This window comes from Bacteroides hominis (genome assembly GCF_033042785.2).
GTDB classification, from domain to species: domain Bacteria; phylum Bacteroidota; class Bacteroidia; order Bacteroidales; family Bacteroidaceae; genus Bacteroides; species Bacteroides hominis.
Genome location: NZ_CP178829.1, coordinates 2,576,774 through 2,601,537, shown reverse-complemented (window position 1 = coordinate 2,601,537; position 24,764 = coordinate 2,576,774). Strand labels below are relative to the sequence as shown.

The following is a 24,764-nucleotide window of genomic DNA, read 5'->3' as shown; positions in this document are numbered from 1 at the left end:
TCCTTTCACTTTTGAGTTTTCAGCCATTCGTCTCGCTGTCGGCGACATTCTTCAAGCGTTTTAGCCAGTGTAGAAAACAGATTTTCGTTAAAATAGCGGTAATCATATTGATAATAAATTTGTCCCCTAAATGCGCCTAAACAGCATTTGACATATTTTTCCTCTCCCGGTGTTTGGGTAATGCTTACCCCGTTTTTGTTTAAAGTTTCCATATCGTTATAATTTATAATGAGTTATCAGATAATCAAAAGTGAAAGCAGCACAATGAAAATAAACGCCATACAAAGCAGGTAAACGGCAGAGATAAACAGCCGGAGAACGAACCGGATAATAAAAGAGCCTATAATTAGGGCTATCCATATTCCGGCGGTGCTGGTGGCTGCCTGATAGATGATAAAAGCAAGTATGAACCACCGTAAAAAAGTCGTTATCTTATTATATACTTTCATTGTCTTGGTGTGTTGTGGGTGGATTGCTCCACCCGGTTAGTAATCAGGCGCAACGGAAAACAAAACCGTTATCCATCCAGTAATCAGTCATAAACAGGTCACGGCAAAAGCCGGATAATCAAAGTAGGTCTTTGCGAACTCCGGCAGGTCGTAACATTCCTCTACAATTTCATAGGCGTAATCTTCCTCGTCTTTATATTCTCCCTGATATTCATCCTCAAAAGAAGAAATAAGGTCGTCCGCATCTTCTTCGCTTAGGTCGCTGTTGTGGTGGTCGCACCATACGAAAAACGCTTCTTGCTGGGTATCGCTTAGCTTTTCGATGGCATCCCGAAGCTCAAAAAACTTATCGGATAACCAACTTTCGGAAATCAGGGCTTCCGGGATATTCTCGTAATCCTGAAACATATATTCCGGGTCTTGCTCGTCCTCGTGCAGTTCCCGGCACGCTTCCATAAACTCGTCCTTGTCCGAATAGTCGGAAAGGTCTAACCACTTGCCGAAAAGTAACCCACTGTTATACTTGTTGTAAGTACCTACATAAACTCTTGCTTCTGATAATGTTACTGCTTCCATGACTTTTGAATTTTAATCGTTTACATCGCTTGTCGCCCACCACATAAATTTTTCCTTTAACTGAATGGGAACATTGTCTTTTCAAAGGTTCGGGAATGGTACAGGGCAAATTATTATTTATGAAATACTACCCGCAGGTGTGGAGATTTCTAAAAAATAATTTGAACAGTAACAGGCACGGATATACCTTTGACAATGTTCCAATCAGTTTTAGGGAAAATTTTTCTCTTGTTTAAGAGGATAGAAGTAAAAGCCTGACGGCTTTTTGTATTGGGTAATGAGAGAGTAAAAAAGGGCTTAGATAAGCCCCTCGTCTGCAAAACTGTAATAGCTTTCTTCTGTCAGGATGATATGGTCTAACAAGTGTAAATCCAAGACCTTGCAGGCTTCTTTTATTTTTGAGGTGATTTGTTTGTCCGGCTCACTCGGACGTAGGTTGCCCGATGGGTGGTTATGTGAGAGGATTATCCCCGAAGCGTGGACTTTCAAGGCGGTTTGCAGGATGATTTTCACGTCCATTACAGTTTCAGCTATGCCGCCTTTAGAGATAAGGGAAACGCCTAAAGCCTTGTTAGCCCGATTGAGGAACATTACATAACTTTCTTCGTGGTGTTCCATACATTCGATATAGAACGGTTTCAAATAAGAGTAGGATGTTTCGGATGAGAGTATTTTCACCCTTTCGGATGCTTTTACATTGTCTTTATAAGAGATAGTGATTTCCGGCATGGTAAATTCTGTTGTTTTCATGACTACTGAATTTTAAATTAAACAATAAGAAATTTTGCCGGACACCCACAGTTTGGCAGGGACTTCAACCATATCTTTTCAAAAAATACAACCCGTAGGTGTGGAGATTTTTTAGGAAACCGGAACGGCTCGGATTTGGTATTTGTCCCTGCCGGGCTGTAACTTTGCTAAAATTTGTGATTGAGATACATTACTTTAGGGAACTGAAAAAGGGGTATCACTGGTGACACCCCTTAGGCAACTGAATACCTTAAACCGTTATTCATCATAGGTTCTATATCCTATCGGTTTGCGTGGCTTCGGTTCGGGTTTGCTTAATAACTGGGTCAATGCTTGGTACACCTCGCTGAATTGTGCATCCGTGCTTTCTTCCAGTTCTTCAATACGCTTTAGTAATTCTTGATAACCTGTTATCATTTGACGTAAGGCTACAAATGCCCGCATGATGGAAATATTCACCTGTATGGCAATAGGGCTGCGTAGCACACCGGACAGGGCAGCTACTCCCTCCTGCGTGAAAACATAGGGCAAATATTTAGTATGTTTGCCACGTTTTGAACTGGTTTCTTCTTCCGTTTCATCAGGATTATTCTTTAAGGTCACAATTTGTGACCTTAAACATTCTACTTCTTCCTTTGTCAGTTCAAACATAAAATCACTTGGAAAACGTTCAATGTTACGTTTGACAGCCTGTTTTAAGGCTTTTGTTTCCACCTGATAAAGTGCCGCAAGGTCACTATCGAGCATAACCCGGCAACCTCTGATTTCATAAATCTTGCTCTGAATGATTTGTAAGTCCATAATGTTATTATTTAATGGTGAGTAATAAAAGCATAGGGGGGCTTATCACAACTTGTGACAAGTCCCCTATACTACTATTTCATTGATACTTCTTTGTAGATTTTTTCAATGCCGACAAACTTCTTGTCAAGCCCCTGCATATCGTTACTGATTTTATTATTGGTAATGCGGGCGTATATTTGTGTCGTCTCTATATTGGTGTGTCCCAACATCTTGCTGACTGTTTCAATGGGTACACCTTTGGCAAGCGTGGTTGTCGTGGCAAATGTATGCCTTGCAAGGTGAAATGTCAAGTTCTTTCTAATACCGCAAACATCTGCAATTTCTTTCAAATACGCATTAAGTTTTTGATTGCTGATAATAGGAAGTACCTTTCCATTCGGCAATTTACCTTTGTATTTTTCCAATATCATTTTAGGAATATCCAGCAAAGGAACATTCACGTCTGTATTCGTTTTCTGACGCTTTGTAATTATCCACAAATTACCGTCAAAGGACTTACGAATATTATCTTCCTTTAAGTTTGCAACATCCACATAAGCCAAACCACTGAAACAGGAAAAGATAAAAACATCACGCACCTGTTCCAATCGCTCGGAAACCATCTTCTTTTTAAGGATGATTTTTATTTCGTCCTCTGTCAAATACCCCCTATCCACTTTCTCCAAACGGATTTTATAATTGGCGAACGGATCGCCTATCAGAATGCCGTTATTACGGGCTATCAAGATAATGCGCTTGAAGAACTGCATGAACTTGGCAGTCGTATTATAACCACATTTACAGGTGGTACGCAAATATAACTCGAAGTCCGTAATGAACATCGGGGTTATTTCCTTTATAGAAATATCCGATATATTATATTTGCTTTGGATGAACTCGGCAAGATGGCGGCGGGTCACTTCATATTTGCGATAAGTGGCAATCGTTTTGGATATGCCGACCAACTGTTTCACATCGTCATTGTGCTTTTGGAAAAGGTTAAGGATGGTATCGTGGTTTTCGCTATGCCCTAAAAATTCATTCTTCACCTTTTCGGCGGTAACATAATTGTCACGCCTTTGCAGTTCGTGATAGAGGGTATTAAGGGATGCGTTTATATCATCCAGCAATCGGTTGATACGGGTAGCTTCCGCAGAACGCCCGGCGGCTTTGCCTGCCTTACCGTCCCAAAGTTTGGGTTGAACGTCCAGCTTGGAATTAAAACGGCTTGCCACACCATCAATCGTGATGCGGACAAAAATAGGGTAACTGCCATTGATTTTTTGCTTGTCCTTTTTCACAAAGAAAAGAACGGAAAATGTACTCTTCATAAACTCACTTTTTTAGGTTACAAAACTACGGTAATTAACTCAAAGTGAAGTTTATACAGGCTCGCCAAATAGCGACAGAAGTTCGCCAATTTCGGACTAAGTGTACCCCTTTTGGACTTTCAGTTGCCGGGGGTACGAGTTAGGTTACTAACTTTGTCTTTTAGGGTCTAAATGATGTCCGGTAGGGCAGACATAAGGGGATAAAAAAGTCCCACAAATCGTTGAATTTGTGGGACTTGTCTGCTTACTGTCCGGTATTGTCCGGTTAGTTCAGCGGAGAGACAGGGATTCGAACCCCGGGTACCTCGCAGTACAACGGTTTTCAAGACCGCCGCAATCGACCACTCTGCCACCTCTCCAAAACTACTTTTCAATAGTGCTTTTCTCTTAAAGCGCTGCAAAGGTACGAATCATTTTTTAATCTGCAAATTTTTCCGCAAAAATATTTGGAAAGAGTCACGGCTCTTTCATTTAACAACCGCCTTCCTCCCTTGTCCCCCCCCGCAAAACCTTCCATTCGCACACAGCGATGCGGAAGCAGCGCTTCGTTGTTTCTTTTTTAAGAAAGAATCCGGCCGGCTATTACCGGAGAAGTGTAGTAGATTAACCATTGTCATACAACTCTTTATCCCAGCCCGCATACCCAGGCTGATGAGCCCACATGCCCGGGCTGATGAGCCCGCATACCCGGGCCGATGAGCCCGCATGCCCGGACTGAGATAAAGATCCGACCATTTGCACTAAAGAGAATAAGGGAAATGAAATGCTTTTAGAGAGATTAACGGATAAGTAATTGGATATATCAATTTGTTTTCCAAATAGTTACTACTGAAATATACCCTAAAACAGCGGGTGGAAGATGGAAGATGGGGGTGGAAGATAAATGGCATAAAAACCGCATCTTCCACCAATCTATACATCTTACAATCAACGACATGCATTCTAAAAAGTGGAAGATGGAAGATCGAAACGTGTTTTTTGTATGAGAGGAAGGCGGGGTAAATGAAAGAGCCGTGGGAAAGAGTACTTCAACAGAGAGGAACACAACCTCCCTATAAGTAGGTATTTTTATGCTATTCAACATAAAATAGGAACCTTTTATATCCCTAAACCGAAAAAAGATCGTAAATTTGCACGCTCTAAAGGATAACTAACCACTAACTGATTAATTTTATGGAATTGAATAAGACCTTTAAAGATGGACTTTGGAGCAAGGAAATCAACGTCAGAGATTTCGTCAGTAACAACATTACTCCTTACGAAGGGGATGCTTCTTTCCTGCAAGGACCTACTGAACGCACTAAGGCTGTCTGGAACAACTGTCTCAAAGCTCTCGAAGAAGAGAGAAACAACAATGGAATTCGCGCACTTGATTACACTACAGTATCTACTATAACCTCCCACCCTGCCGGCTATATCGATAAAGAGAACGAACTGATCGTCGGATTACAAACCGATCAGGTACTGAAACGTGCCATCAAACCGTTCGGCGGAATCAATGTAGTAATGAAGGCTTGCCGTGAAAACGGAGTAGAGGTGGATGATAGAGTAAAGGATATCTTCACTCATTACCGCAAGACACACAACGACGGAGTATTCGATGTATACACTGATGAAATCCGTTCATTCCGTTCTTTGGGATTCCTGACCGGGCTTCCTGATAATTATGCACGCGGACGTATCATCGGTGACTATCGCCGCCTTGCCCTTTATGGTCTCGACCGTCTGATCGAAGCCAAGAAAGAGGACCTCCATAATCTTACAGGTCCGATGACAGAAGCCCGCATTCGCCTCCGCGAAGAGGTGGCCGAACAGATCAAGGCACTGAAAGAAATCAAGGTGTTGGGTGAATACTACGGTCTGGATCTCAGCCGCCCGGCATATACCGCACAAGAAGCCGTACAATGGGTGTACATGGCTTATCTGGCTGCTGTAAAAGAGCAGGACGGTGCTGCCATGTCATTGGGTAACGTGTCTTCATTCCTCGATATCTATCTGGAATATGAACTGAGCCAGGGAACTATTACGGAAACATTCGCTCAGGAGTTGATCGACCAGTTCGTTATCAAACTCCGTATGGTACGTCACTTGCGTATGCAGTCGTACAACGATATTTTTGCAGGTGACCCGACATGGGTAACCGAATCCATCGGAGGACGTTTCAACGACGGGCGTACAAAGGTCACTAAAACATCTTTCCGTTTCTTACAGACACTCTACAACTTAGGTCCGTCACCGGAACCTAACATGACTGTACTATGGAGTCCTGAACTGCCGGAAGGTTTCAAGGCATTCTGTGCACAAGTATCCATCGATACTTCATCCGTACAGTACGAAAACGATGACCTGATGCGTGAGGTCCGCCAATCGGACGATTACGGTATCGCTTGTTGTGTTTCTTACCAGGAAATCGGAAAGCAAATTCAGTTCTTCGGTGCCCGTGCCAACCTTGCAAAAGCATTGTTGCTGGCAATCAACGGAGGACGTTGCGAAAACACAGGCACTGTCATGGTAAAAGACATCCCTGTATTGACAGGCGAAACGCTGAAGTTCGAAGAAGTAATGGCCAACTATAAAAAGGTATTGGTACAGATCGCCCGTGTATACAACGAGGCTATGAACATCATCCACTATATGCACGATAAGTATTATTACGAAAAGGCTCAGATGGCTTTCGTAGATACTGATCCGCGCATTAACCTTGCTTATGGTGTAGCCGGACTTTCAATCGCTATCGATTCACTGTCTGCCATCAAATATGCGCATGTGAAAGCGCGCCGCAATGACATCGGCCTGACTGAAGGATTCGATATCGAAGGCGCTTTCCCCTGCTTCGGTAACGATGATGACCGTGTAGACCACTTGGGTGTAGACCTGGTATACTTCTTCAGCGAAGAACTGAAGAAACTCCCGGTATACAAGAATGCCCGTCCTACCCTCTCGTTGCTGACCATCACTTCGAACGTGATGTATGGCAAGAAAACAGGTGCCACTCCCGACGGGCGTGCCAAAGGCATCGCCTTTGCACCGGGTGCCAACCCCATGCACGGACGTGACAAGAATGGTGCGATTGCTTCGCTCAGTTCAGTAGCTAAGTTGCGCTACCGTGATTCACAGGATGGCATCAGTAACACATTCTCTATCGTTCCGAAATCATTAGGCGCAACTCAAGAGGATCGTATCGACAACCTGGTGACCATGATGGACGGATATTTCACCAAAGGCGCACACCACCTGAACGTGAACGTACTGAACCGTGAAATGCTACAGGATGCAATGGAACATCCCGAAAAGTATCCACAACTGACTATCCGCGTTTCAGGATATGCCGTCAACTTCGTGAAGCTGAGCCGCGAACACCAGCTGGAAGTTATCAGCCGAAGTTTCCACGAAAGAATGTAATTGAATGATAAACGTACACTCATACGAGTCAATGGGAACATTCGACGGGCCGGGTCTCCGGCTCGTCGTTTTCCTTCAGGGGTGTAACTTCCGGTGCCTGTATTGTGCCAATCCGGACACAATCGAAGCCAAAGGAGGTACGCCAACCCATCCGGATGAAATTGTCCGCATGGCTGTCAGCCAAAAAGCTTTTTTCGGTAAGAAAGGAGGAATAACTTTCTCCGGTGGAGAACCCACTTTTCAGGCGAAAGCTCTTATCCCACTTTTTAAAAGACTGAAGGAAGCTGGAATTCACATCTGCCTCGACACCAACGGCGGACTGTGGAACAATGATGTTGAAGAACTCTTGGGGTTGACTGATTTGGTTTTATTGGATATCAAAGAGTTCAATCCGGAACACCACCAGTCTCTGACCGGAAGAAGTAACGAACAAACACTGAAAACCGCCGCCTGGCTCGAAGCCAATCAAAAGCCATTCTGGCTGCGCTATGTATTAGTGCCCGGCTACAGCGACTTCGAAGACGATATCCGGCAGTTGGGAGAACATCTTGGAACGTACCGGATGATTCAGCGTGTAGAGATATTGCCTTATCATACTTTAGGAGTTCATAAATACGAAGCGATGGACAAAGAATATCTCTTGAAAGGAGTGAAAGAAAACACTCCGGAGCAAATAGAAAAGGCCGAAAAATTATTCAGGCAATACTTCCGGACAGTACAAGTAAATTAGCTTATCATTAAGAAGGGGGATGAGAGTGTATCGAAAGTCTTTTCAACACAGAGGACACAGCCCCATCCCCTTTATTTTTTTATCACTCCAGAGAGCCACCGCCACTCTGTTCAAACGCCACCGCCACTCCGGCTTATATCTGCCTTACTTTAATAAGTAAATCGCAATCCTGCCTGCAAATTAAAGTTACAAGGTGTTTCTTTTCGGATAGTCTGTATTTTCGAACCATCGTCAAAGAAATACGAAACTCCCGGTTCCACATAAAATCCCACATGCTCCGTTGCATTGAACTGAGCTCCTACTGCACCTGCTACAGAAAATTGCAGAGGTTTCACATTCACTTTATCGCCCGCCAGTTTTCCATATACGCATTTCTCAACCATCCCACCGGCAGATACATAAAGCGTAAAGTATTTCTTTTCCAGGAAATTCCAGTTTCCGCGTACCGGGATACCGATATAATGCAGTTTCTGAGTCTGCATCTTGTTATCTCCCTGTCGCTTGACATCGGAAGACAACAACGTATAAGTCAATCCGGTTTCTACGGAGAAACCTTTCGGAAGGGATTTACGTACGGACAATCCGAAACTTACCGGCTGATGATGTTCATAATCCATCACAGTAGTCGTACTGGACTTCAGATAAGGAACTCCCCCTTCAAACACAACTTCCTGATCTGCGGGAATATTCACGGCCCCATTCATAATTGTCATCAGGTCTACCCTGTTGCTCATTGGACGGGGTGCAAAACTTTCCGAACCATTCGTCGGAAGTCCTCCCCCATTGCCTACCCCTACTCCCATCGACCATTTTCCATTCTGCTTTGCAGAAGAACTCTCAATGGGCAACTGGTATTTGTCTTTACCGGATGGCCTCCGGGCCTCTTTCCTTTTTTCTATTTGTGAGGCAGTACTCTCTTTTTTCTCCGTTACAGCAGTTGCTTCAGACTGTGATTCGGCAGGCTTCTCCGCCACCACAGCCTCCGGATGTTTCTCTGCCCCCGGAAAGGCTTCCGGAGTGATCTTTGGATCATTCCCTTTCGCCAAATATCCAGAAGCGGAACTCACGTCTGTCCCTCCCGCCGGCTTCATTGGCTCGGACACGGCGACCTGTACATCCGGTAAAGCCGGTTCCGGCAATATATCCGGATTGACAGCCAATGAAGGAGCCGTCGCATAGCGAATTTCATCTGCGACCGGACTATCCAGGAAATACAAACTTACAGCAGTCGTCACCACCAACACTACGGCAGCCGCGGCAACGGCCCATCGGCGGTACGGATATATTCGTCTTTCGGTTACGGGCATCAGCTCCTTTTCCAGTCGTTCCCAACCGGAAGCAGGTATCGGCTCGGAATAATCCTCGAGCTTCTCTTTGAATGCCTTTATCCATTTTTCGTTTTCTTTCATCATTCTATTCTATTTTAGAAATCCCGGGTTCACTTGGTGTCCGAAGACATACGTCAACCGTTGATCATCAACCATTCCTTTACTTTCTTGGCTAATACACTCTTTGCCCGAAAAAGTTGTGAAGCCGAAGATTTTTCATTAATCCCCAACATCTGTGCGATTTCCTTGTGCGACTTATCTTCAAAGGTGTATAAGTTGAATACGGTACGATATCCGGCGGGGAGTTCGTTAATAAATTGCATCAGCACTTTCTGAGGAATCGCTTCGACAGCCGAAGCATCGGGTTCATCATAAGTTTCGGGAACTTCATCCAGTGCCATGGTTTGGTTCATCACATCGTTCTTTCTTAAGAACTGTAAAGCCGTATTCACCATTACACGCTCCATCCATGCTCTAAGAGAGCCTTCACCCCGCCAGGTAAACTTGTCGAAGGAGTCGAAAATTTTCAGGAAACCGTCGTGTACCAGGTCCTGTGCCATGTCTCTGTCTCCGGCATAACGAAGACAGACACCAAGCATGCGCCCTGCGTACTGCTCATAAAGTTCTTTGCGGGCACGATTATCTCCCTGCCTGCAACGTTCCGACAGCTCTAATTCATTCATTCTCCTAAACACGTGTTTACCTTATAAATGCAGCAAAGATAGAAATACTGCACTGAGAGAACAACTCTTTTATCACTTTTGTTTCTTTAACATTTTACGATGCAATATTTCACGGCTCCCCGCATTTCTTCAATACAGCGAAGAATAAATCTCAATGAATAAATAGGATACTAAAACCAACAGGAACTTATGAGAAGATTTAAATTAGTTACTTTTACCCTCATTCTGGCACTAATGCCCATCCTGCAGTCTTGTCTGGACAATGAAGACAATGATTATTGGGTCACTTGTCCTCCGGGTGGAATACTGGCCATCGGTACAATGAAAATTCCCAATGCGGACACCCCGAGGGATTTTTTTATTGCCCTGGACAATGGAAATAACGTATTCCCCGCAGATACGGCCGATATTCGCAACTGGAAATACACCGTCGCAGAAGGACAGAGGGTTTTTGTGGGTTACGTGAAGATGGAAGGAGAAGAAAAGCCCGGATATGAAAACGGTAAGATATTCACGATAGAAGATATACTGACAAAGGATATCATCCCGCTGACGGAAGCAACGGCGGACAGCATTGGAGACGACCGCATCAACGTCACGGCGCATGCACTTACAAAGGATTATCTCACCATCGAATACCAATATCTGGGCAGTATGGACGAGAATAAAAAGCACATGCTGAATCTGGTACAAAACAAAATTACAGGTCCTGTTGAAGACGACGGATATATCTGTCTGGAATTCAGGCATAACGCCTTTGACGACTCTCCCAGTAAACTGGGTTCAAGCCTCGTCTCCTTCAAACTGGCCAATATAGCCGATCTGTTGCCGACAGCAAAAGGAATAAAGCTCCGTGTAAACACGATTTATGACAACATACAGTATATCACAATAGATATCAATGAAGATAAGAACTTAAAAATAAAATCATTTCATTCTCAATAAAACAACAGAAGACACCTGCACAAATTTGACAAAACTAAGAATAATTCTGATATATAAAAGAAATAAAGCGGCGATGTTTGTGAAAATATCGCCGCTGTTTTTTTTATACCAGGCACTGAACAGCCTGTAAAGTAAGCATCTCTTTGGGGACTGCTGCCTGGATCTCTTCTTTCAATACTTGCAGCAGGCTGGTACGGATAAAGTCTTTTCGTGTAACCAGGACAATCTGGCGAGTGGGCCTTGGGATGGCAAACGGACGGACCAGTTCCTTCTGTTCTTCGCTCAGTTGCATCACTGCCAGCTCCGGAATAAATGTAATGCCCTTACCGCTCTCCACCATATGCATAAAAGTCTCCATACTGCCCAAGCGATAAGCCATTTGGCTGACCTTTACCGCTTCCATCTGGCAGAAACGGACCAACTGATCGCGAAAGCAATGTCCTTCGTCAAGAAGCCAAAGCCGCTCTCCGGTCACGTCGGACGTACGAATCACATCGTGTTTGAACAATGGTTCCTTTTTCGAAACGTAACCGAAGAACTGCTCATAAAACAAAGTCTCCTCTGTTAATGCAGCATCATCCAGCAGGCTGGCAATGATAGCGGCATCTGCTTCACCCGTCAGCAAAGCCTTGCGGATATCCGGTGTTTTCATTTCCATAACCCGTATATCAAGATCGGGGTATTTCTCCATCAGTTGCGGAAAAAAACGAGGCAAAAGATAAGGTGCAATCGTAGGCAATACGGCCAGCCGGAACGTACCGGACAAAGAATGCTGTTCCTCATTGATAATCTCCTTGACGCAGGTAGTTTCCGAAAGGATTTTGCGTGCCTGTTCCAGCACCTTCTTACCGATGGAAGTGGGACAAACCGGAGTCATACTGCGGTCGAACAGCTTCACTCCCAATTCGTCTTCCAGTTTCTGGATCATCGCACTCAAAGTAGGTTGCGTCACCCGGCAATACTCGGCAGCTTTTGCAAAGTGCCGGAACTGATCGACGGCCAGAATATATTCCAATTGTTGTATAGTCATCGTTCTCTGATTTATTAAAGATATAGAATCTATCAATGCAAAGATAGAAATTTTCAGTTTGACACGAATCATTTTGTGCCGTATCTTTGTTCCAGATAAAAAGAAGATATATAGTATTAACTCAAAAAAACAATAGCATTATGAAAACTTTAAATTATACACATTTGGATGAAAAGGGAGCTAACAACATCGTAGTATCATTGCAGCAATTACTTGCCGATTTTCAAATTCACTATGCAAACTTAAGAGGATTTCATTGGAATATCAAAGGACACGGTTTCTTCGTACTGCACGGTAAATTCGAAGACCTCTATAACGGAGCTGCCGAAAAGGTGGACGAAATAGCCGAACGCATATTGATGCTGGGAGGAACTCCCGCCAATAAGTACAGTGACTACCTGAAGATGGCACAAATCAAGGAAGTGGACGGAGTGAGCAAAGCCGATGACGCGTTGAATCATATTCTTGAAACTTACGGGCACCTGATAGCAGAAGAGCGTAAAGTCCTGTCTCTCGCCTCTTCACACAACGATGAGGTAACAGTGGCTATGATGAGCGACTATCTGAAGGAACAGGAAAAAATGGTTTGGATGCTGACAGCATACAACGGATAACTCCAAACAGGGTTACGCCCTTTTATCTAAAGGGTGTAGCCATACAGACAAAAGGGTGTAGCCATCCCGGCAGGATAGCTACACCCTTTCTCTTTTATCCGATTCAGATGATACTTGTACGTTTTGTAAATTCTATAATTTCCGGAATATATCCGAATGCAAGTCCCGTCACCGTATCTGCACATCCGTAATAGATGGCAATTCGTCCGGTCTCCGAATCATGAAGCGCCGCGCACGGGAAGCAGACATTAGGCACATCGCCCATGCATTCGTACTCTTTCTGGGGTGAAATCAAGTAAGGCCCCGAACGGAATTTCACTTTCCAGGGTTCATCAAGGTCAAGCAATGCGGAACCGAAACTATACACAAAACCATTGCATGAAGCTAATACACCGTGATAGATCAGCAACCAGCCTTCTGATGTTTCAATCGGAATAGGTCCTGCACCGATCTTGGTGCACTGCCAGGCACTGTCTTCAAACGGAGCCGGAGACATTACATGACGATGGCGTCCCCAAAATTCCATATCGGGAGATTCACTATAAAAAATATCTCCGAAAGGAGTATGTCCATTGTCGCTCGGACGACTCAACATGGCAAAACGGCCGTTTATCTTACGAGGAAACAAAACTCCATTCCGGTTAAAAGGAATAAAGGCGTTTTCCAGCTGATGGAACGTTACAAAGTCATAGGTATAAGCAACACCAATAGTAGGACCATGATAACCGTTGCACCAAGTCACATAATAGCGGTCCTCAATAAAGCAAACCCTGGGATCATATCCATAAACCCAGTTCCCGATCTCCGCATCGTCACATTGAAACTTCAACGGCTCTTCATTGATGTCCCAATGAACGGCATCTTTACTGAACCCCACATGCAGACGCATGCGACGGTTGGTATCATCACAACGGAACACTCCTGCATAGCCATCCTTAAACGGAACTACGGCACTGTTGAATATACTGTTTGAAGTAGGGAGCAAGTCGCGCGGAATAATCGGATTTGCCGAACAACGCCACACTACATCTTTGCATCCTGCCGGACGTTCTTCCCAAGGCATGGCCGGCAAAGCAGCACCTGCAATTTTAAATTCTTCCATGATTCGATTAAATTAATATTATGTATATATCTCATTTATATTGAAATTCTCTTTTATTTCTTCTTTCCGTCCGGATACGTAAAAGGTACCAGCCAAGTGACGACAAAAGCCGGTATGGTAGCGATCAGCACCCAGACAAAGAAATCACGATAACCCAGCCAGTCGCTCAGATATCCGCTCATCATCCCCGGAAGCATTACTCCTAAATTCATGATACCGGTGGCAAAAGCATAATGTGCCATCTGGTGTTTGCCGGGGGCTACTTGCTGCATCATAAAGAGCATTAATCCGACGAAACCAAATCCGTACCCCAAATATTCAAATACAATGGCCGTACCGATAATCAACAGGTTAGAGGGTTGGTAAAGTGCCAACAGGAAGTATACCAAAAACGGAATATTAAAAGCGCAGCACAAAGAAAACAAGGTCTTCCGAAGTCCGTAAGCCGAGATGTAATAACCCGCCAAGAGCGAACCGAGGATAAATGCTCCTGCTCCGAACGTACCGTATACCAATCCGATGTCCTGAGTACTAAGCCCCAATCCGCCATCTGCAACCGGTGCTTTCAGGAACAACGGTACAATCTTCAGGGCGTATCCTTCGGCAAATCGGTACAAAATGATAAAGACAATGTAGAAAGCAATATGTTTTTTTTGGAAAAAAGAACGAATAACTTCCCAAAGCACGTTCAATGCATCTCTCACCGTATTTACTTCACCGGAAGCACCTCCTCCCGAAGGCAGAATCCGAATGTGGTAAAGGCCGATCAAAATCATAATACCCGCACACATCAACATCACAATCATCCAGGCATGTACCACTCCAAATTCATCCTTCAGCATACCTGCCAGCCAAACCAAGCCTCCGTTGGCAAGTATCTTGGCCAGATTATAAAAAGCTCCCTGCCAACCGATATACTTGGCTTGCTGGGTAGCAGTCAGCTCCGTCAGGTATACTCCGTCACCCGCAATGTCATGAGTCGCACCACTGAGAGCAATGATCCCCATCAGAGCGATGGCATAACGAAAAAAATCGGGCAACGGCAGCGAAAGTGCCACCAACGCAAATGCCAGTCCGGTAATGATTTCTGTAGCGACAACAAAGTACTTCTTCGTCTTAAACATCTCCAGAAACGGACTCCATAAAGGCTTCAATGTCCAGGGAAGCATAATGAGAGAAGTCCAGAAAGCAATCTGTGCATTCGACACTTCCATATCGGAAAACATAAGGACAGAAACCATCGAAAGGGCCACAAACGGCAATCCCATCGCAAAGTAAACAGTAGGCACCCAACATACAGGGCTTATCGGCTTTTTATTCATCAGTTAGTTTTTTATAATAATTCCATCGGTTAACAATTCCAGTAAGCAAAGATAGGGGATATTAAAAACATAGCCCAAAATTACGACAAGAAGTTGCATTCACTACATAATAATACAACTGACTTCACAAAATCACTAATCCTTACCGGTTCTTTTTTTTGCTCTGTCGGGATGAAGTACACAAAAGAAGCACCGAAACCCCATGGCCCCGATGCTTCTCCCCCTTATCTACAATCTAAACACCTCTATTGCTTCACAAATAAATTTATTTCCGCAAATCCGGTATAACTATCCGGGCTCAGACAATCAATCCTGAACTCTTTAACATCCCCGATAGGTGGTTCGATGACTGCATACTGCGGCTCGTTTCCTTTAAAGCTCCTGAAAGTCAAAGTCCTCTGATAAGTCTCCCATTCTGTCGCTCCGTCTTTCCTGACTTTGATCTCCGCACTTTTCAGATTGTATGACGATCCGTAAGCACTCTGTTTAGTAACCGAAAATCCTGCCAAAGTAACAGGCCGGGGCAATACTGTATTCCACCAGCACTCTCCAGCATTGGCTACTCCCCACGAAAACCAAGATGTATTTGCTTCACCATCGATAGCCAGATGTGCACCATATCTGGCATCATCGTTTGCGTATGCATTACTGCAACTTACATCCCATGCACTGCGGTCCACTGCCGCCCAATCTGCAGGCTTCGTATAGCCGGTATAGAGTATGCTGGCATAAATCCGGATATAGACCGTATTCATAGATGTACTTACACCCTGTCCGTCCATACCGGTAACTTCTTTAAGCATCACCGGGAGTACGTATCCGTCAGGGTTGCTCAATTTCTCTATGTTCTTCAAAACCACACGGAAAGAAGACTCGGCCACAGTCTGTCCGGTTTTCAGAGTGGACTCTTTTTTCTCAATGTCATAATTATCTCCGGGCAATAACTCGCATTTCGTCTTCTTAGCCGAATTATAAGCATTTACTTTCAGGGTATCGATACCTAAAGTAGCGGTGACCTCCCGTGAAACGGGTTGTACGGCACACAGTTGTATTTCAAAATCAGAACGGTCAGCGGTAAATGAATTACTTACGCGATCTACCACTACTACAGCACTCATTTCAGCCCCCGGTGCTACTCCCGTTCTGATATATATTTTTTGATATTTGTTCATTTCATCATCATCGTTACTACACGAAGCCAATGATACAAACCCTGTTATCAAACAGATTAAGGTCACAAAATTCAAATGTCTATTCATATCTTATTCTTCTTTTACATAGTTATTGTTTATCAAAACGAACATGCTCTTTCCATACAAGGGTCCCTCCTGCCGTGAGGTCGTATCCGTGTCCGGTACAATCGGCAAAAGCATTTCCTTTGCCCTCGTCCATTTTCCAGTAGCCTATCAGGTTCGGATCAGCGGGTTTCACGGCAAAATACATGTTAGACTGAATTTGTGTCTGGCTGATCGCTGTCTTCCAAAGACGTACCTGAGCCATCTGGCAATTGTTCCGGAAGTAGCTGCCGCTTGAAACCATGTTCATCGTGTCGAACCGTACCGGGCCTCCTTTCGTTTGTAAAGTCACATCAAGCACCCCGTTAATATAAATCGATAACAATCCGGAAGAATTATAGACAAACGCCAGATGATACCATTTGTCTTTCTCAAACAAAGTCACCGTATTAACCTGACTTCCCAGCGTTTTCACCTGCAATGAATTATAAGGAATCATAGCGTCACCAAAACGGATATATACCTCATGGTCTTTGCTACCCGAATTGAAGATAGCCTGATTATTAATGTCAAAGCCATCCATTTGTACCCAGGCTTCAAGCGACCATTCGTTGGTTGTCACTCCCCACAAACCTTCTTTGGACGGTTTTACAGCATTTGTTGTATTCATAAACGGCACGGACTGTATCAGCGGCTTGTCCAGTAAAATAATAAACTTCGACGAAAGCCCGATCGTAGACACCGGTCCTTGAATTTCGGTGAGGGATACCGGAATGGCATAGAGTTCTCCGTTTTCATTCGAATAAGGTTTCACCTTAAATTCTGATGGTACGGCACTTACATCACCCGCCTGAATCTTTATCTCTTTATCATAAGAAAAATATTGTTCAGGAAGAACCTCGTACGAAGTTTCATTGGCTTCATTGTACTCTTTAAGAATAGAGGGGTCAATCGTCAAAACAGCAGTTACATCTCCGGCAACAGGCTGCCCCATGCGTACGGTCAAAGTAGTTGTGGTAACATTTTCAGGATCAACCGTAACCTTTGCCGAACCATTCTCGGATGCTTCATTCAGATAAATAGCATTGTCAATCACACGGTAATCGGCATCTTCGCATCCAGCCAGAATCATCGGCAGAACAACACAAGCAAGCAAATAAGATTTTATTGTTATTCTTTTCATAATCAAATTCATTTAAGTCATTTTACAGCGGGATTCATAATTCTGATTGCCTCACGCAAGTATTTGTATTCAACGTCGCCCGGATAATCATATTCCATATGATATGTCCCTACTCCGCCCTTTCGAACTTGTTTACCATCAATGACCGGAGTCCAGCGTGCCATTCCGGCAAGTGCCCGCATTTTATTTCCGTAACGATCTACATAATCGCCTCCTCCTGTCGGAGCATAGGATTCGAAATTTTCTGTGACGATGTACATATTAGCCACTTTTTCGGGAGTGAGTACCTCTTTAAAATTGGCAATTGTACCGGCCAGCCGCCTGTCAAGATTAGTATCGGAGTTACCCGCAAGGTTGGAGTATGCCTGCACGATGAAGTAATCAAAATAAGGTCCGGTTTCCGGATGAATGCTTTGTGGCTCACCATCGATCACAAGCAGTCGCCCCGTGCCCGATTTGGGTCCTATTCTCTCTCCTAACGCCTTTACGAAAGTGAGCATATTTTCGGGATAGCTGGCCAAATTTCCGGGAGATCCATAATTAGGTTCATAATCGATATCGAAACCATCATATCCATACTTATCGATGGAGTCACAAATGGCATTTGCATATTTTCTGATCGCGCCGTCGATAGCTTCCTGATCTCCATCTTTCCACCCCCAATATTCTTTATAATTCTCTTTATACTCTTCGGGGGTCAACTGATCGCCTACATTAGCTACGATAAAGCACATCAATGCACGCGTACCTTTCAGTTCTTTCACTTTTTTCTTATCCAGCATCCGGGCTTCATCCAGATTCTTCCAGTTTCCCCAGATGGAAACGAAGTCCACACTATCGGGAAGTCCCATCAGACTCCCCACCATCGAAGCTCCCACACCTGTCCAGCCTCCAAACCAGCCAAACGCAACCGAATGCTCCGAACGTTTATAAGCTCTCAGATTCTCGTAGTAGTCATTTCCCGGCATTTCAAAAAAATCCTCTGCTTCGGGTTTGGTCCAGTCACTGCAACCCAGAAGCATACTGACGAACAACGCAAAAACCACTATATTTAAATATCTCTTTTTCATTTTCTTTTCTCTTTTTAGCTTAAACATCAATTCTTTTTAGCCCACCAAAGGTCGGTAGCCCCAGTATCCGGGCCCCCCAACATTGAGACGGCTACCGAAACATTGGCAGCATTTCCCTGCTTCTCGGACAATGGGAAAGGCAAACGTCGCAATTGCCGGTTGGTGTCAATTACTCCGTTACTCAGATTGCTGACAGATGGAAACACTTCCGGATAACCTGTACGCCGATAATCGGCCCAACCTTCAAAGCCCAGAGGGAAATTGGCTATCCATTTCTGAGTAATGATACGCTCCAGTTTTTCTTCCGTAGGAGCACCTTCATTCCACGCAATCGTTATCTTGGTTTTCGGTGTATAATTGCATTTAACCGGGTTAGTCGGGTCGACAAAAGGTTCAGGCACTGCCACTGCATTTGCCAGATATTCTTCTGCTCCACCCACTTTCCGCTGGTCGAATGAAAGTTTAACGCCTTGTTCGTAGAAGTCACGGGCACTACCTCCCATATCCCAACCACGCAGAGCACCTTCAGCACGCAAAAAGGCTGTTTCAGCCGCACAGAACATCAACATATCGTCTTTCTGATCGTAATTGGGCATAGAGTATCCTGCATAAGTGGCCGGCTTCACTCCTTCCAATCCCGAACGCATACCCATATACGGGCTATTGCCTCCCAACTTGGATGTCGTGAAATAGACTGCGCTACGAGGATCGGAATACCCTTTCATGTAACTGGCAATAGTGGCATTGATACGGATTTCGCCCCAACTGGAGGCTACCAGCCACAGCGGATTGGGTTCGGCACCTACACCGACATATGCATTATTATCATTCGTATCTATCAGTCCGCGGGCACTCTTCACCGCTTCCTCAGCTTTCGCACGGGCAAGTTCGGGCGCCACATTACTGATACGGACAGCCAGACGCAATTTAAGCGAATTAGCAAAACGCATCCACTTATTATAATCTCCATTATAGACCGGATCATAGCCCTCCAACGGCTTCAATCCGCCGACCTCGTCTACAAATTCGCCCAATATCTGTACTGCATAATCCAAGTCTTCAAACATGTGTTTATATACATCTTCCTGACTGTCGTATGCAACAGCCGTTTTGCCATTGGCCACTTGACTGTAGGGAATGGGGCCGTAACAATCGGTCACACGCAACATTGTATTTACGCGAAGCAGCTTCGCCATTGCCCAATAGTGACCTTTTCCGCCGGTTGCCGTTTCCAATTTAAAGTAGTTGGAATAGAATTTCTCAAAAGGCGTATTGAAAGGAATCTGATTCCAGGATTCCGTCTGGTTGAATGTATTGAAGTTAGAACCACCCCATGAGTTAGCCATTGTCAGATAGCCGCTAAAAGGTCCCGCTACCATCTGGTCAATCATCTGATTGTCATTCTGCTGTACATTGATTCCGGTAGTAATCATTGTTGCAAACAGCATGGGCGGATTAAGTGAATGGGGTTCGTACGGATTAGTGTTGTATTCCTCAAAATTACTGGTACAGCAACACAAGAGTGGCGTGATAGCTGCGGCCAAAGCCATATTTAATATTTTATTTTTCATAATAGACTTGTTTTAAAATTGAAACTTAACATTGAAGCCAATATTACGTGTGCTCGGCTGCATAAAGTAATCTACCCCCTGATAGAAATTGCTGGTAGTAGAAGGGGTCATTTCCGGATCGAACGGGGCTTTACAATAAATCATCCAAAGATTCTTTCCTACGATACCTGCCGTTATGCCCACTTTATTGTTAAACCACTTACGAGGTAATGTATAACTCAGGTTCAACTCAGAAAGGCGTACGTTCGTCGCACTATAAGTGTAGTATTGTCCCAATCCTCCGGTAGAGCCTCCGATGGTTTGAAAATAAGACTTGGCATCTACGAATCCGTTATTGATCCACACTCCGCCGGCATCACGTGCATCGGCTGTAGCTTTGGACACACCGTAATAATCGAGTATACCCTGAGTGTTCGACACGCATAATCCACCGACACGCGCGGTCAGAACCACGCCCAGGCTAACGCCTTTATAAGAGAAGGTATTGCTGAATCCCATATTGAAATCAGGATTCATCGTACCTATTTTTTTAGGTTCGGCATAGTCCTGCACTCCGACTTTACCTGTCTGGGGATCTACCCAGATATTTCCGTTACCATCCGTACGAAGCCCTTTATCTACATACAGGTCCCCCATCGTTCCACCTTCTCTCAGGATGACTCTGGGACCATATCCGTCGGCTCCCAACACAGCCATACGCAACTCCGGCATATCGATGATTTCACCGGTTATCGGATTCGTCGCGCCACTGGCCAGACGTTTCACCTTATTACGATTCATGGTGTAAGTCAAGCTGCTGTTCCAGCTGAAATCCCTCCATGTATTATTATATCCCAATGCCAGTTCCAAACCATAATTCTGGATATTACCTGTCTGTACAATAGCCGAAGAATAACCGCTCGACGACGCCAGGGTGATGTTAAAGGTTTGGTTATACGTATTCGAATGATAGTAAGTGGCATCTATACTGAAGTGGTTCCATAATCTGGCATTTAAACCCACCTCCCACGAACGTGTGTCTTCCGGCTTCAGATTAGTGGCAGGCAAAGTTGTTGAAGAGCCCCACTGATGGGACTGTTCATTGAACTCAAAGCCGGGATTCGATAAATAACGTTCGAAAGACGAAGCCACCGAACTGTATGAACCACGCAGTTTCGCATAAGAGATGAACTCGGGCAACCGGAACATCTCCGACAGAACGACAGATCCGCCGATGGAAGGATAGAAGAAAGAGGAGTGTTTAGTAAAGGCAAGCTGCGACTCCCAGTCGTTCCGTCCGGTCAAGGTCAGATATGCCATGCTGCGCCAACCTAATTCTATATTCGCAAATACTCCCTGGGACTGATCATGATATCCGAACTGTTTGGGCTTATAATTACTTTCATAATTAATATTTCTCACTGTAAAGAAATTGGGTATACCGGCCAGATCGCCTTCATTACCCATTTGTTCATAAACCAAATCTTTAATAGATGCACCGATATTGGCATTCAGCGAGAAATCCCCTATCCTCTTATCGATATTTACCATAATATCAGCATATGTATTACGGTCTGTACGGTTCTGGTCCGAGTAGAAACCATTGGCTCCCGCAAAAGTAGTCAGGGTAGATGCATAACGCTCCTGAGTCAAACGAATATCCGAATTATCTACTTTAACACGGCCCGCAACGTTCAGCCAATCCGTAAGTTTATAAGTCAGGCTTGCATTGATCATGTAACGTTTCTTTTCTGTTTTACGGTTCATGCGTTTCATAATCCAGTACGGGTTTTGCAAACTCAGCCCCTGATGCCCGTAAGGCCAGAACTGCGCATTCACCCCACGGCTCTCGCTATAACGTTCGAACATACGGATCTCCTCAAAATTATCATTACGAGGAAACAGATATAATGCCGGCAACGGATTGAAATATTGTCCCTGTGCCGTTATATTTTTATCATTCTGGATGATGTAACTGGCACCGATGTCCAGAGTCAGTTTATCTTTCAGGAAAGTAGCCGTATTCCGGATTGAGAAGTTGTAACGGCTATAACTGTTATTAGGCAGGATACCGGTTGCATTCGTTGTTGAAGCCGATGCATAAGTCTGGTTTTTCTTTGTTCCGGTCGAGAAAGAGATGGCATTAATTACATTCACTCCGGTATTAAAGAAACGGGCAGGATCATAACCCTGTCTGGTTTTATTGCCCCAGCTTGCAAATTCTCCCGGATTATTTCCATACCGGTTTTGCATCTCCGGCATAATATACGCATCAGAGAACATGGTATTATTGCTGACTGTCAGAGTTGTCTTCTCGGCAGATCCCTTTTTCGTGTTAATCAATACAACTCCATTGGCAGCCGCATTGCCGTATAAAGCAGCTGCGGAAGGACCGGTCAGCATATTAATACTTTCAATATCATCCGGATTAAGGTCGGCCACACCGTCCGAACCACTCTGGGTAGCAAAGGAACCTTCGCTCTTGCCAAAACTGACATTGAACATTGGAATACCGTCGATTACATAAAGGGCATTGTTATCCTTTGTTATAGACTTAGTACCTCGCATCACTACCCTGGAGGCCGAACCGACACCACCGGCGGAATTGTTAATCGTTACTCCGGCAACTTTGCCCTGCAAAGAGTTAATGAAATTGGCATCTTTCACTGTATTGATGGCATCGCCACCCACTTGTTGCACATTGTAGCTCAATGCCTTTTGTGCCCGCTTGATACCTAAAGCCGTTACAACAACCTCGTCGAGCACTTCCGTGTCTTCTTGCATCACAATTTTCAGTGGCTTAGAGTCTGTCACTGTAATGACCTGCGAAGCATAGCCGATATAGGATATCTCGATGACATCTCCTTTGGCAGCCGATATTGAAAAGTGTCCGTTCATATCGGTGATTGTCCCGTTGGATGTTCCTTTCACCAGTATACTTACTCCGATCAATGGTTCGCCTTTAGCGTCCGAGACATTTCCCGTAACCGTAATTTTCTCCTGCTGAATAGCTTTATCCTTATCATTAGCTGAAAGAATGAGGTGTTTGTTCATAATAGAATAGGAAATCCCCGTCCCCCGAAGCAAACGATTCATCACAGACGTAATATTTTCATTAGTAGCTTTAACGGAAACGGGTTGATTGGGGTTAACATCCCTGGTGTTATACACGATAGATAATGAGGTTTGATGTCCGATTTCATCCAGGACATTACCTAAAGGGGCTTTAGTGAAGTCGATATTTACCCGGATATCTTGCGCTGAAGCAAAAATAAAAGCAGGCATCGACAATAGAAAAAATAGCAAGTACTGAAACTTGTGTTTCACTGATTTCTTCATCTTGTTCTTTTTTAATTAGAAAATGTTTTAGGTAAAAATTGAAAGGTTTAGCAAAAGAAAACTGCTAATTCATATTAAGGTTGGTTTTTAATTAAGGGTCCTTGTTCATCGTTACAGATTTTAGGGTTAACTATATTCACTTTTCTGCTAATAATACATTTCAACCTATAAGCATACTAAATCAAGAAGCGACTTTTTTCAAAAAAAGAATAAAAAAAGAATAAGAATACAGATTGAGAAATAAAAAAAGGAACCATTCCACATTGGAAACAGTCCCTTTTACTGATTTAGGTTATAATAATAAATCGCTATCTACCCACCTTGGGAGTCAATATTATGTTATTATCCTCACATTTATAATCAAAACGTTTGGTAAGAGCAAGTATAGAAAGAATTTGTCTGATATCATCATCCGTACTAAAAGTACAGGTGAAACGTTCTTTTTTCAACTGTGCATCAGAAATAATGAAATGTACATCAAAATGCTTTTCCAGACATTGCACAATCTCCACGAGTGTAGCTTGTTCGAATTTCAGTTTTCCGTTAATCCAAAGCAACACATCACCCGGACGGATCAGCCTCGGTAAGCATCAACTGCATCGTACGGATATCCACACTCAACGTTTGTCCCGGTTTCAGTAAGATCCCTTCTTCTTCGGACTGTCCCGGCAGCTGCACTTGCACCAATCCTTTCAATAAAGTCGTCACAACCTTTGCTTCGGACGAGCGTGCCCGGACATTGAATTTTGTACCGAGCACACAAGTCCTGACATCTTTACTATTAACAACAAAGGGTTTGTGCTTATTATGAGAGACCTCAAAATAAGCCTCACCATTCAAATCAACCAATCTTTCCCGCTTCCAGAAAGAAGGTTTATAAACAAGCTGCGTTGAAGCATTCAACCACACCTTCGTGCCATCCGGCAAAACAGCACGTGCCCGTTGACCGGCTTCCGTAGCAAAAACATATCCGTCAGACTTGCCGGAAGACATCCAATACAAAGCTCCGGTAGAAATCAGTAAACCGCACAAAAAGGCAGCCAAAGGTACTGCATAACGCTTCCATTTTGAAACACGCATTTTACCCACCGATTTTCTATCCGGCTCTTTCTGCTTCATCCGATCCTTCAAAGCGCTCAGTGAACTTTCGGTGTCCACCGCATCCATCACCGCTTTGCGCTCACCGACAAAAAGCATATAATATAGTTGTTCAAGTTGTTTTTTATGTTCCGCAGAGTCATGGTACCATGTCTCTACTTCCAGACACTCTTCAGCATCTGATTCTCCTTTCAAGTAGTTCAGTAGTTTTGTTTCATCCATTGTATTAACCAAATCTTTTATA

At 44.1% G+C, this 24,764-nt stretch carries 19 protein-coding genes, 1 tRNA gene and 2 pseudogenes; 4 read left to right on the top strand and 18 right to left on the bottom strand.

The genetic code is table 11. The annotated features are described in order from the left end of the window. Positions 1–5: 5 nt before the first annotated feature. The 7 genes and pseudogenes from R3O62_RS10850 to R3O62_RS10820 form a co-directional block, all read right to left on the bottom strand. Positions 6–212, bottom strand: a complete 207-nt coding sequence (locus R3O62_RS10850; RefSeq protein WP_317472739.1) for a DUF3873 domain-containing protein — start codon at positions 210–212, stop codon at positions 6–8. Between the two features lie 24 nt (positions 213–236). Continuing rightward, positions 237–449 (bottom strand): hypothetical protein, encoded by a 213-nt coding sequence (locus tag R3O62_RS10845; protein ID WP_317472740.1) that lies wholly within the window; start codon positions 447–449, stop codon positions 237–239. Between the two features lie 43 nt (positions 450–492). Continuing rightward, positions 493–1,025: pseudogene (locus R3O62_RS10840) on the bottom strand (antirestriction protein ArdA). A 297-nt stretch (positions 1,026–1,322) separates the two neighbouring features. Continuing rightward, entirely contained in the window at positions 1,323–1,775 is a 453-nt protein-coding gene (locus R3O62_RS10835) for a JAB domain-containing protein (protein ID WP_317472741.1), read from the bottom strand. A 258-nt stretch (positions 1,776–2,033) separates the two neighbouring features. Continuing rightward, a complete protein-coding gene (locus R3O62_RS10830; RefSeq protein WP_005841798.1) occupies positions 2,034–2,576 on the bottom strand; it encodes an ORF6N domain-containing protein in 543 nt (180 codons plus the stop codon). 74 nt (positions 2,577–2,650) lie between these two features. Further along, positions 2,651–3,889 carry a site-specific integrase gene (locus R3O62_RS10825; protein ID WP_317472742.1) on the bottom strand — a complete coding sequence of 413 codons (1,239 nt, stop codon included), beginning with the start codon at positions 3,887–3,889 and terminating at the stop codon, positions 2,651–2,653. 274 nt (positions 3,890–4,163) lie between these two features. Next, positions 4,164–4,248 (bottom strand) — tRNA-Ser (locus R3O62_RS10820). An 814-nt stretch (positions 4,249–5,062) separates the two neighbouring features. Between R3O62_RS10820 and pflB the strand changes: the two genes are divergently transcribed. Next, positions 5,063–7,291, top strand: a complete 2,229-nt coding sequence (gene pflB, locus R3O62_RS10815; protein ID WP_005776049.1) for a formate C-acetyltransferase — start codon at positions 5,063–5,065, stop codon at positions 7,289–7,291. A 4-nt stretch (positions 7,292–7,295) separates the two neighbouring features. Continuing rightward, positions 7,296–8,021: a pyruvate formate-lyase-activating protein gene (gene pflA, locus R3O62_RS10810; RefSeq protein ID WP_022011845.1), complete on the top strand. Its 726-nt coding sequence runs from the start codon at positions 7,296–7,298 to the stop codon at positions 8,019–8,021. A 149-nt stretch (positions 8,022–8,170) separates the two neighbouring features. On the opposite strand, the gene R3O62_RS10805 is transcribed toward pflA, so the two are convergent. After that, the gene (locus tag R3O62_RS10805) at positions 8,171–9,430 is read right to left on the bottom strand and encodes an outer membrane beta-barrel protein (RefSeq protein WP_032530847.1); all 1,260 of its coding nucleotides are present in this window, start codon (positions 9,428–9,430) and stop codon (positions 8,171–8,173) included. Between the two features lie 53 nt (positions 9,431–9,483). Further along, positions 9,484–10,032, bottom strand: coding sequence for an RNA polymerase sigma factor (locus R3O62_RS10800; protein ID WP_005776045.1), 549 nt, complete (start codon positions 10,030–10,032; stop codon positions 9,484–9,486). 189 nt (positions 10,033–10,221) lie between these two features. On the opposite strand from R3O62_RS10800, the gene R3O62_RS10795 reads away from it, so the two are divergent. After that, positions 10,222–10,977 carry a NigD-like protein gene (locus R3O62_RS10795; protein WP_005776044.1) on the top strand — a complete coding sequence of 252 codons (756 nt, stop codon included), beginning with the start codon at positions 10,222–10,224 and terminating at the stop codon, positions 10,975–10,977. 103 nt (positions 10,978–11,080) lie between these two features. Here R3O62_RS10795 and R3O62_RS10790 read toward each other — a convergent pair whose 3' ends face one another. After that, the gene (locus R3O62_RS10790; protein WP_005776043.1) at positions 11,081–12,007 is read right to left on the bottom strand and encodes a hydrogen peroxide-inducible genes activator; all 927 of its coding nucleotides are present in this window, start codon (positions 12,005–12,007) and stop codon (positions 11,081–11,083) included. Between the two features lie 140 nt (positions 12,008–12,147). On the opposite strand from R3O62_RS10790, the gene R3O62_RS10785 reads away from it, so the two are divergent. Further along, the gene (locus R3O62_RS10785) at positions 12,148–12,621 is read left to right on the top strand and encodes a Dps family protein (protein WP_005776042.1); all 474 of its coding nucleotides are present in this window, start codon (positions 12,148–12,150) and stop codon (positions 12,619–12,621) included. Between the two features lie 103 nt (positions 12,622–12,724). Here the strand turns inward: R3O62_RS10785 and R3O62_RS10780 are convergent, their stop codons facing one another. From R3O62_RS10780 to R3O62_RS10745, 8 genes and pseudogenes are all read right to left on the bottom strand, one after another. After that, positions 12,725–13,723 carry a glycoside hydrolase family 130 protein gene (locus tag R3O62_RS10780; protein WP_005809670.1) on the bottom strand — a complete coding sequence of 333 codons (999 nt, stop codon included), beginning with the start codon at positions 13,721–13,723 and terminating at the stop codon, positions 12,725–12,727. Between the two features lie 53 nt (positions 13,724–13,776). Further along, positions 13,777–15,045 (bottom strand): MFS transporter, encoded by a 1,269-nt coding sequence (locus R3O62_RS10775; protein ID WP_005809672.1) that lies wholly within the window; start codon positions 15,043–15,045, stop codon positions 13,777–13,779. Positions 15,046–15,290: 245 nt separating this feature from the next. Beyond that, complete coding sequence (locus R3O62_RS10770; RefSeq protein ID WP_317473021.1) at positions 15,291–16,304, bottom strand: BT_3987 domain-containing protein; 1,014 nt, start codon at positions 16,302–16,304, stop codon at positions 15,291–15,293. Between the two features lie 22 nt (positions 16,305–16,326). Further along, positions 16,327–17,463 (bottom strand): DUF1735 and LamG domain-containing protein, encoded by a 1,137-nt coding sequence (locus R3O62_RS10765; protein WP_005809678.1) that lies wholly within the window; start codon positions 17,461–17,463, stop codon positions 16,327–16,329. A 17-nt stretch (positions 17,464–17,480) separates the two neighbouring features. Further along, a complete protein-coding gene (locus R3O62_RS10760; protein WP_005818929.1) occupies positions 17,481–18,533 on the bottom strand; it encodes a glycoside hydrolase family 18 in 1,053 nt (350 codons plus the stop codon). Positions 18,534–18,559: 26 nt separating this feature from the next. Next, positions 18,560–20,104: a SusD/RagB family nutrient-binding outer membrane lipoprotein gene (locus R3O62_RS10755; protein WP_005809684.1), complete on the bottom strand. Its 1,545-nt coding sequence runs from the start codon at positions 20,102–20,104 to the stop codon at positions 18,560–18,562. Positions 20,105–20,116: 12 nt separating this feature from the next. Beyond that, complete coding sequence (locus tag R3O62_RS10750) at positions 20,117–23,422, bottom strand: SusC/RagA family TonB-linked outer membrane protein (protein WP_032542953.1); 3,306 nt, start codon at positions 23,420–23,422, stop codon at positions 20,117–20,119. Between the two features lie 308 nt (positions 23,423–23,730). Further along, positions 23,731–24,742: pseudogene (locus tag R3O62_RS10745) on the bottom strand (FecR family protein). Positions 24,743–24,764 lie beyond the last annotated feature (22 nt).

Coding starts and splice junctions, on each gene's coding strand:
- R3O62_RS10850 (WP_317472739.1), bottom strand. CDS start 212: ATGGAAACTTTAAACAAAAACGGGGTAAGCATTACCCAAACACCGGGA.
- R3O62_RS10845 (WP_317472740.1), bottom strand. CDS start 449: ATGAAAGTATATAATAAGATAACGACTTTTTTACGGTGGTTCATACTT.
- R3O62_RS10835 (WP_317472741.1), bottom strand. CDS start 1,775: ATGAAAACAACAGAATTTACCATGCCGGAAATCACTATCTCTTATAAA.
- R3O62_RS10830 (WP_005841798.1), bottom strand. CDS start 2,576: ATGGACTTACAAATCATTCAGAGCAAGATTTATGAAATCAGAGGTTGC.
- R3O62_RS10825 (WP_317472742.1), bottom strand. CDS start 3,889: ATGAAGAGTACATTTTCCGTTCTTTTCTTTGTGAAAAAGGACAAGCAA.
- pflB (WP_005776049.1), top strand. CDS start 5,063: ATGGAATTGAATAAGACCTTTAAAGATGGACTTTGGAGCAAGGAAATC.
- pflA (WP_022011845.1), top strand. CDS start 7,296: ATGATAAACGTACACTCATACGAGTCAATGGGAACATTCGACGGGCCG.
- R3O62_RS10805 (WP_032530847.1), bottom strand. CDS start 9,430: ATGAAAGAAAACGAAAAATGGATAAAGGCATTCAAAGAGAAGCTCGAG.
- R3O62_RS10800 (WP_005776045.1), bottom strand. CDS start 10,032: ATGAATGAATTAGAGCTGTCGGAACGTTGCAGGCAGGGAGATAATCGT.
- R3O62_RS10795 (WP_005776044.1), top strand. CDS start 10,222: ATGAGAAGATTTAAATTAGTTACTTTTACCCTCATTCTGGCACTAATG.
- R3O62_RS10790 (WP_005776043.1), bottom strand. CDS start 12,007: ATGACTATACAACAATTGGAATATATTCTGGCCGTCGATCAGTTCCGG.
- R3O62_RS10785 (WP_005776042.1), top strand. CDS start 12,148: ATGAAAACTTTAAATTATACACATTTGGATGAAAAGGGAGCTAACAAC.
- R3O62_RS10780 (WP_005809670.1), bottom strand. CDS start 13,723: ATGGAAGAATTTAAAATTGCAGGTGCTGCTTTGCCGGCCATGCCTTGG.
- R3O62_RS10775 (WP_005809672.1), bottom strand. CDS start 15,045: ATGAATAAAAAGCCGATAAGCCCTGTATGTTGGGTGCCTACTGTTTAC.
- R3O62_RS10770 (WP_317473021.1), bottom strand. CDS start 16,304: ATGAATAGACATTTGAATTTTGTGACCTTAATCTGTTTGATAACAGGG.
- R3O62_RS10765 (WP_005809678.1), bottom strand. CDS start 17,463: ATGAAAAGAATAACAATAAAATCTTATTTGCTTGCTTGTGTTGTTCTG.
- R3O62_RS10760 (WP_005818929.1), bottom strand. CDS start 18,533: ATGAAAAAGAGATATTTAAATATAGTGGTTTTTGCGTTGTTCGTCAGT.
- R3O62_RS10755 (WP_005809684.1), bottom strand. CDS start 20,104: ATGAAAAATAAAATATTAAATATGGCTTTGGCCGCAGCTATCACGCCA.
- R3O62_RS10750 (WP_032542953.1), bottom strand. CDS start 23,422: ATGAAGAAATCAGTGAAACACAAGTTTCAGTACTTGCTATTTTTTCTA.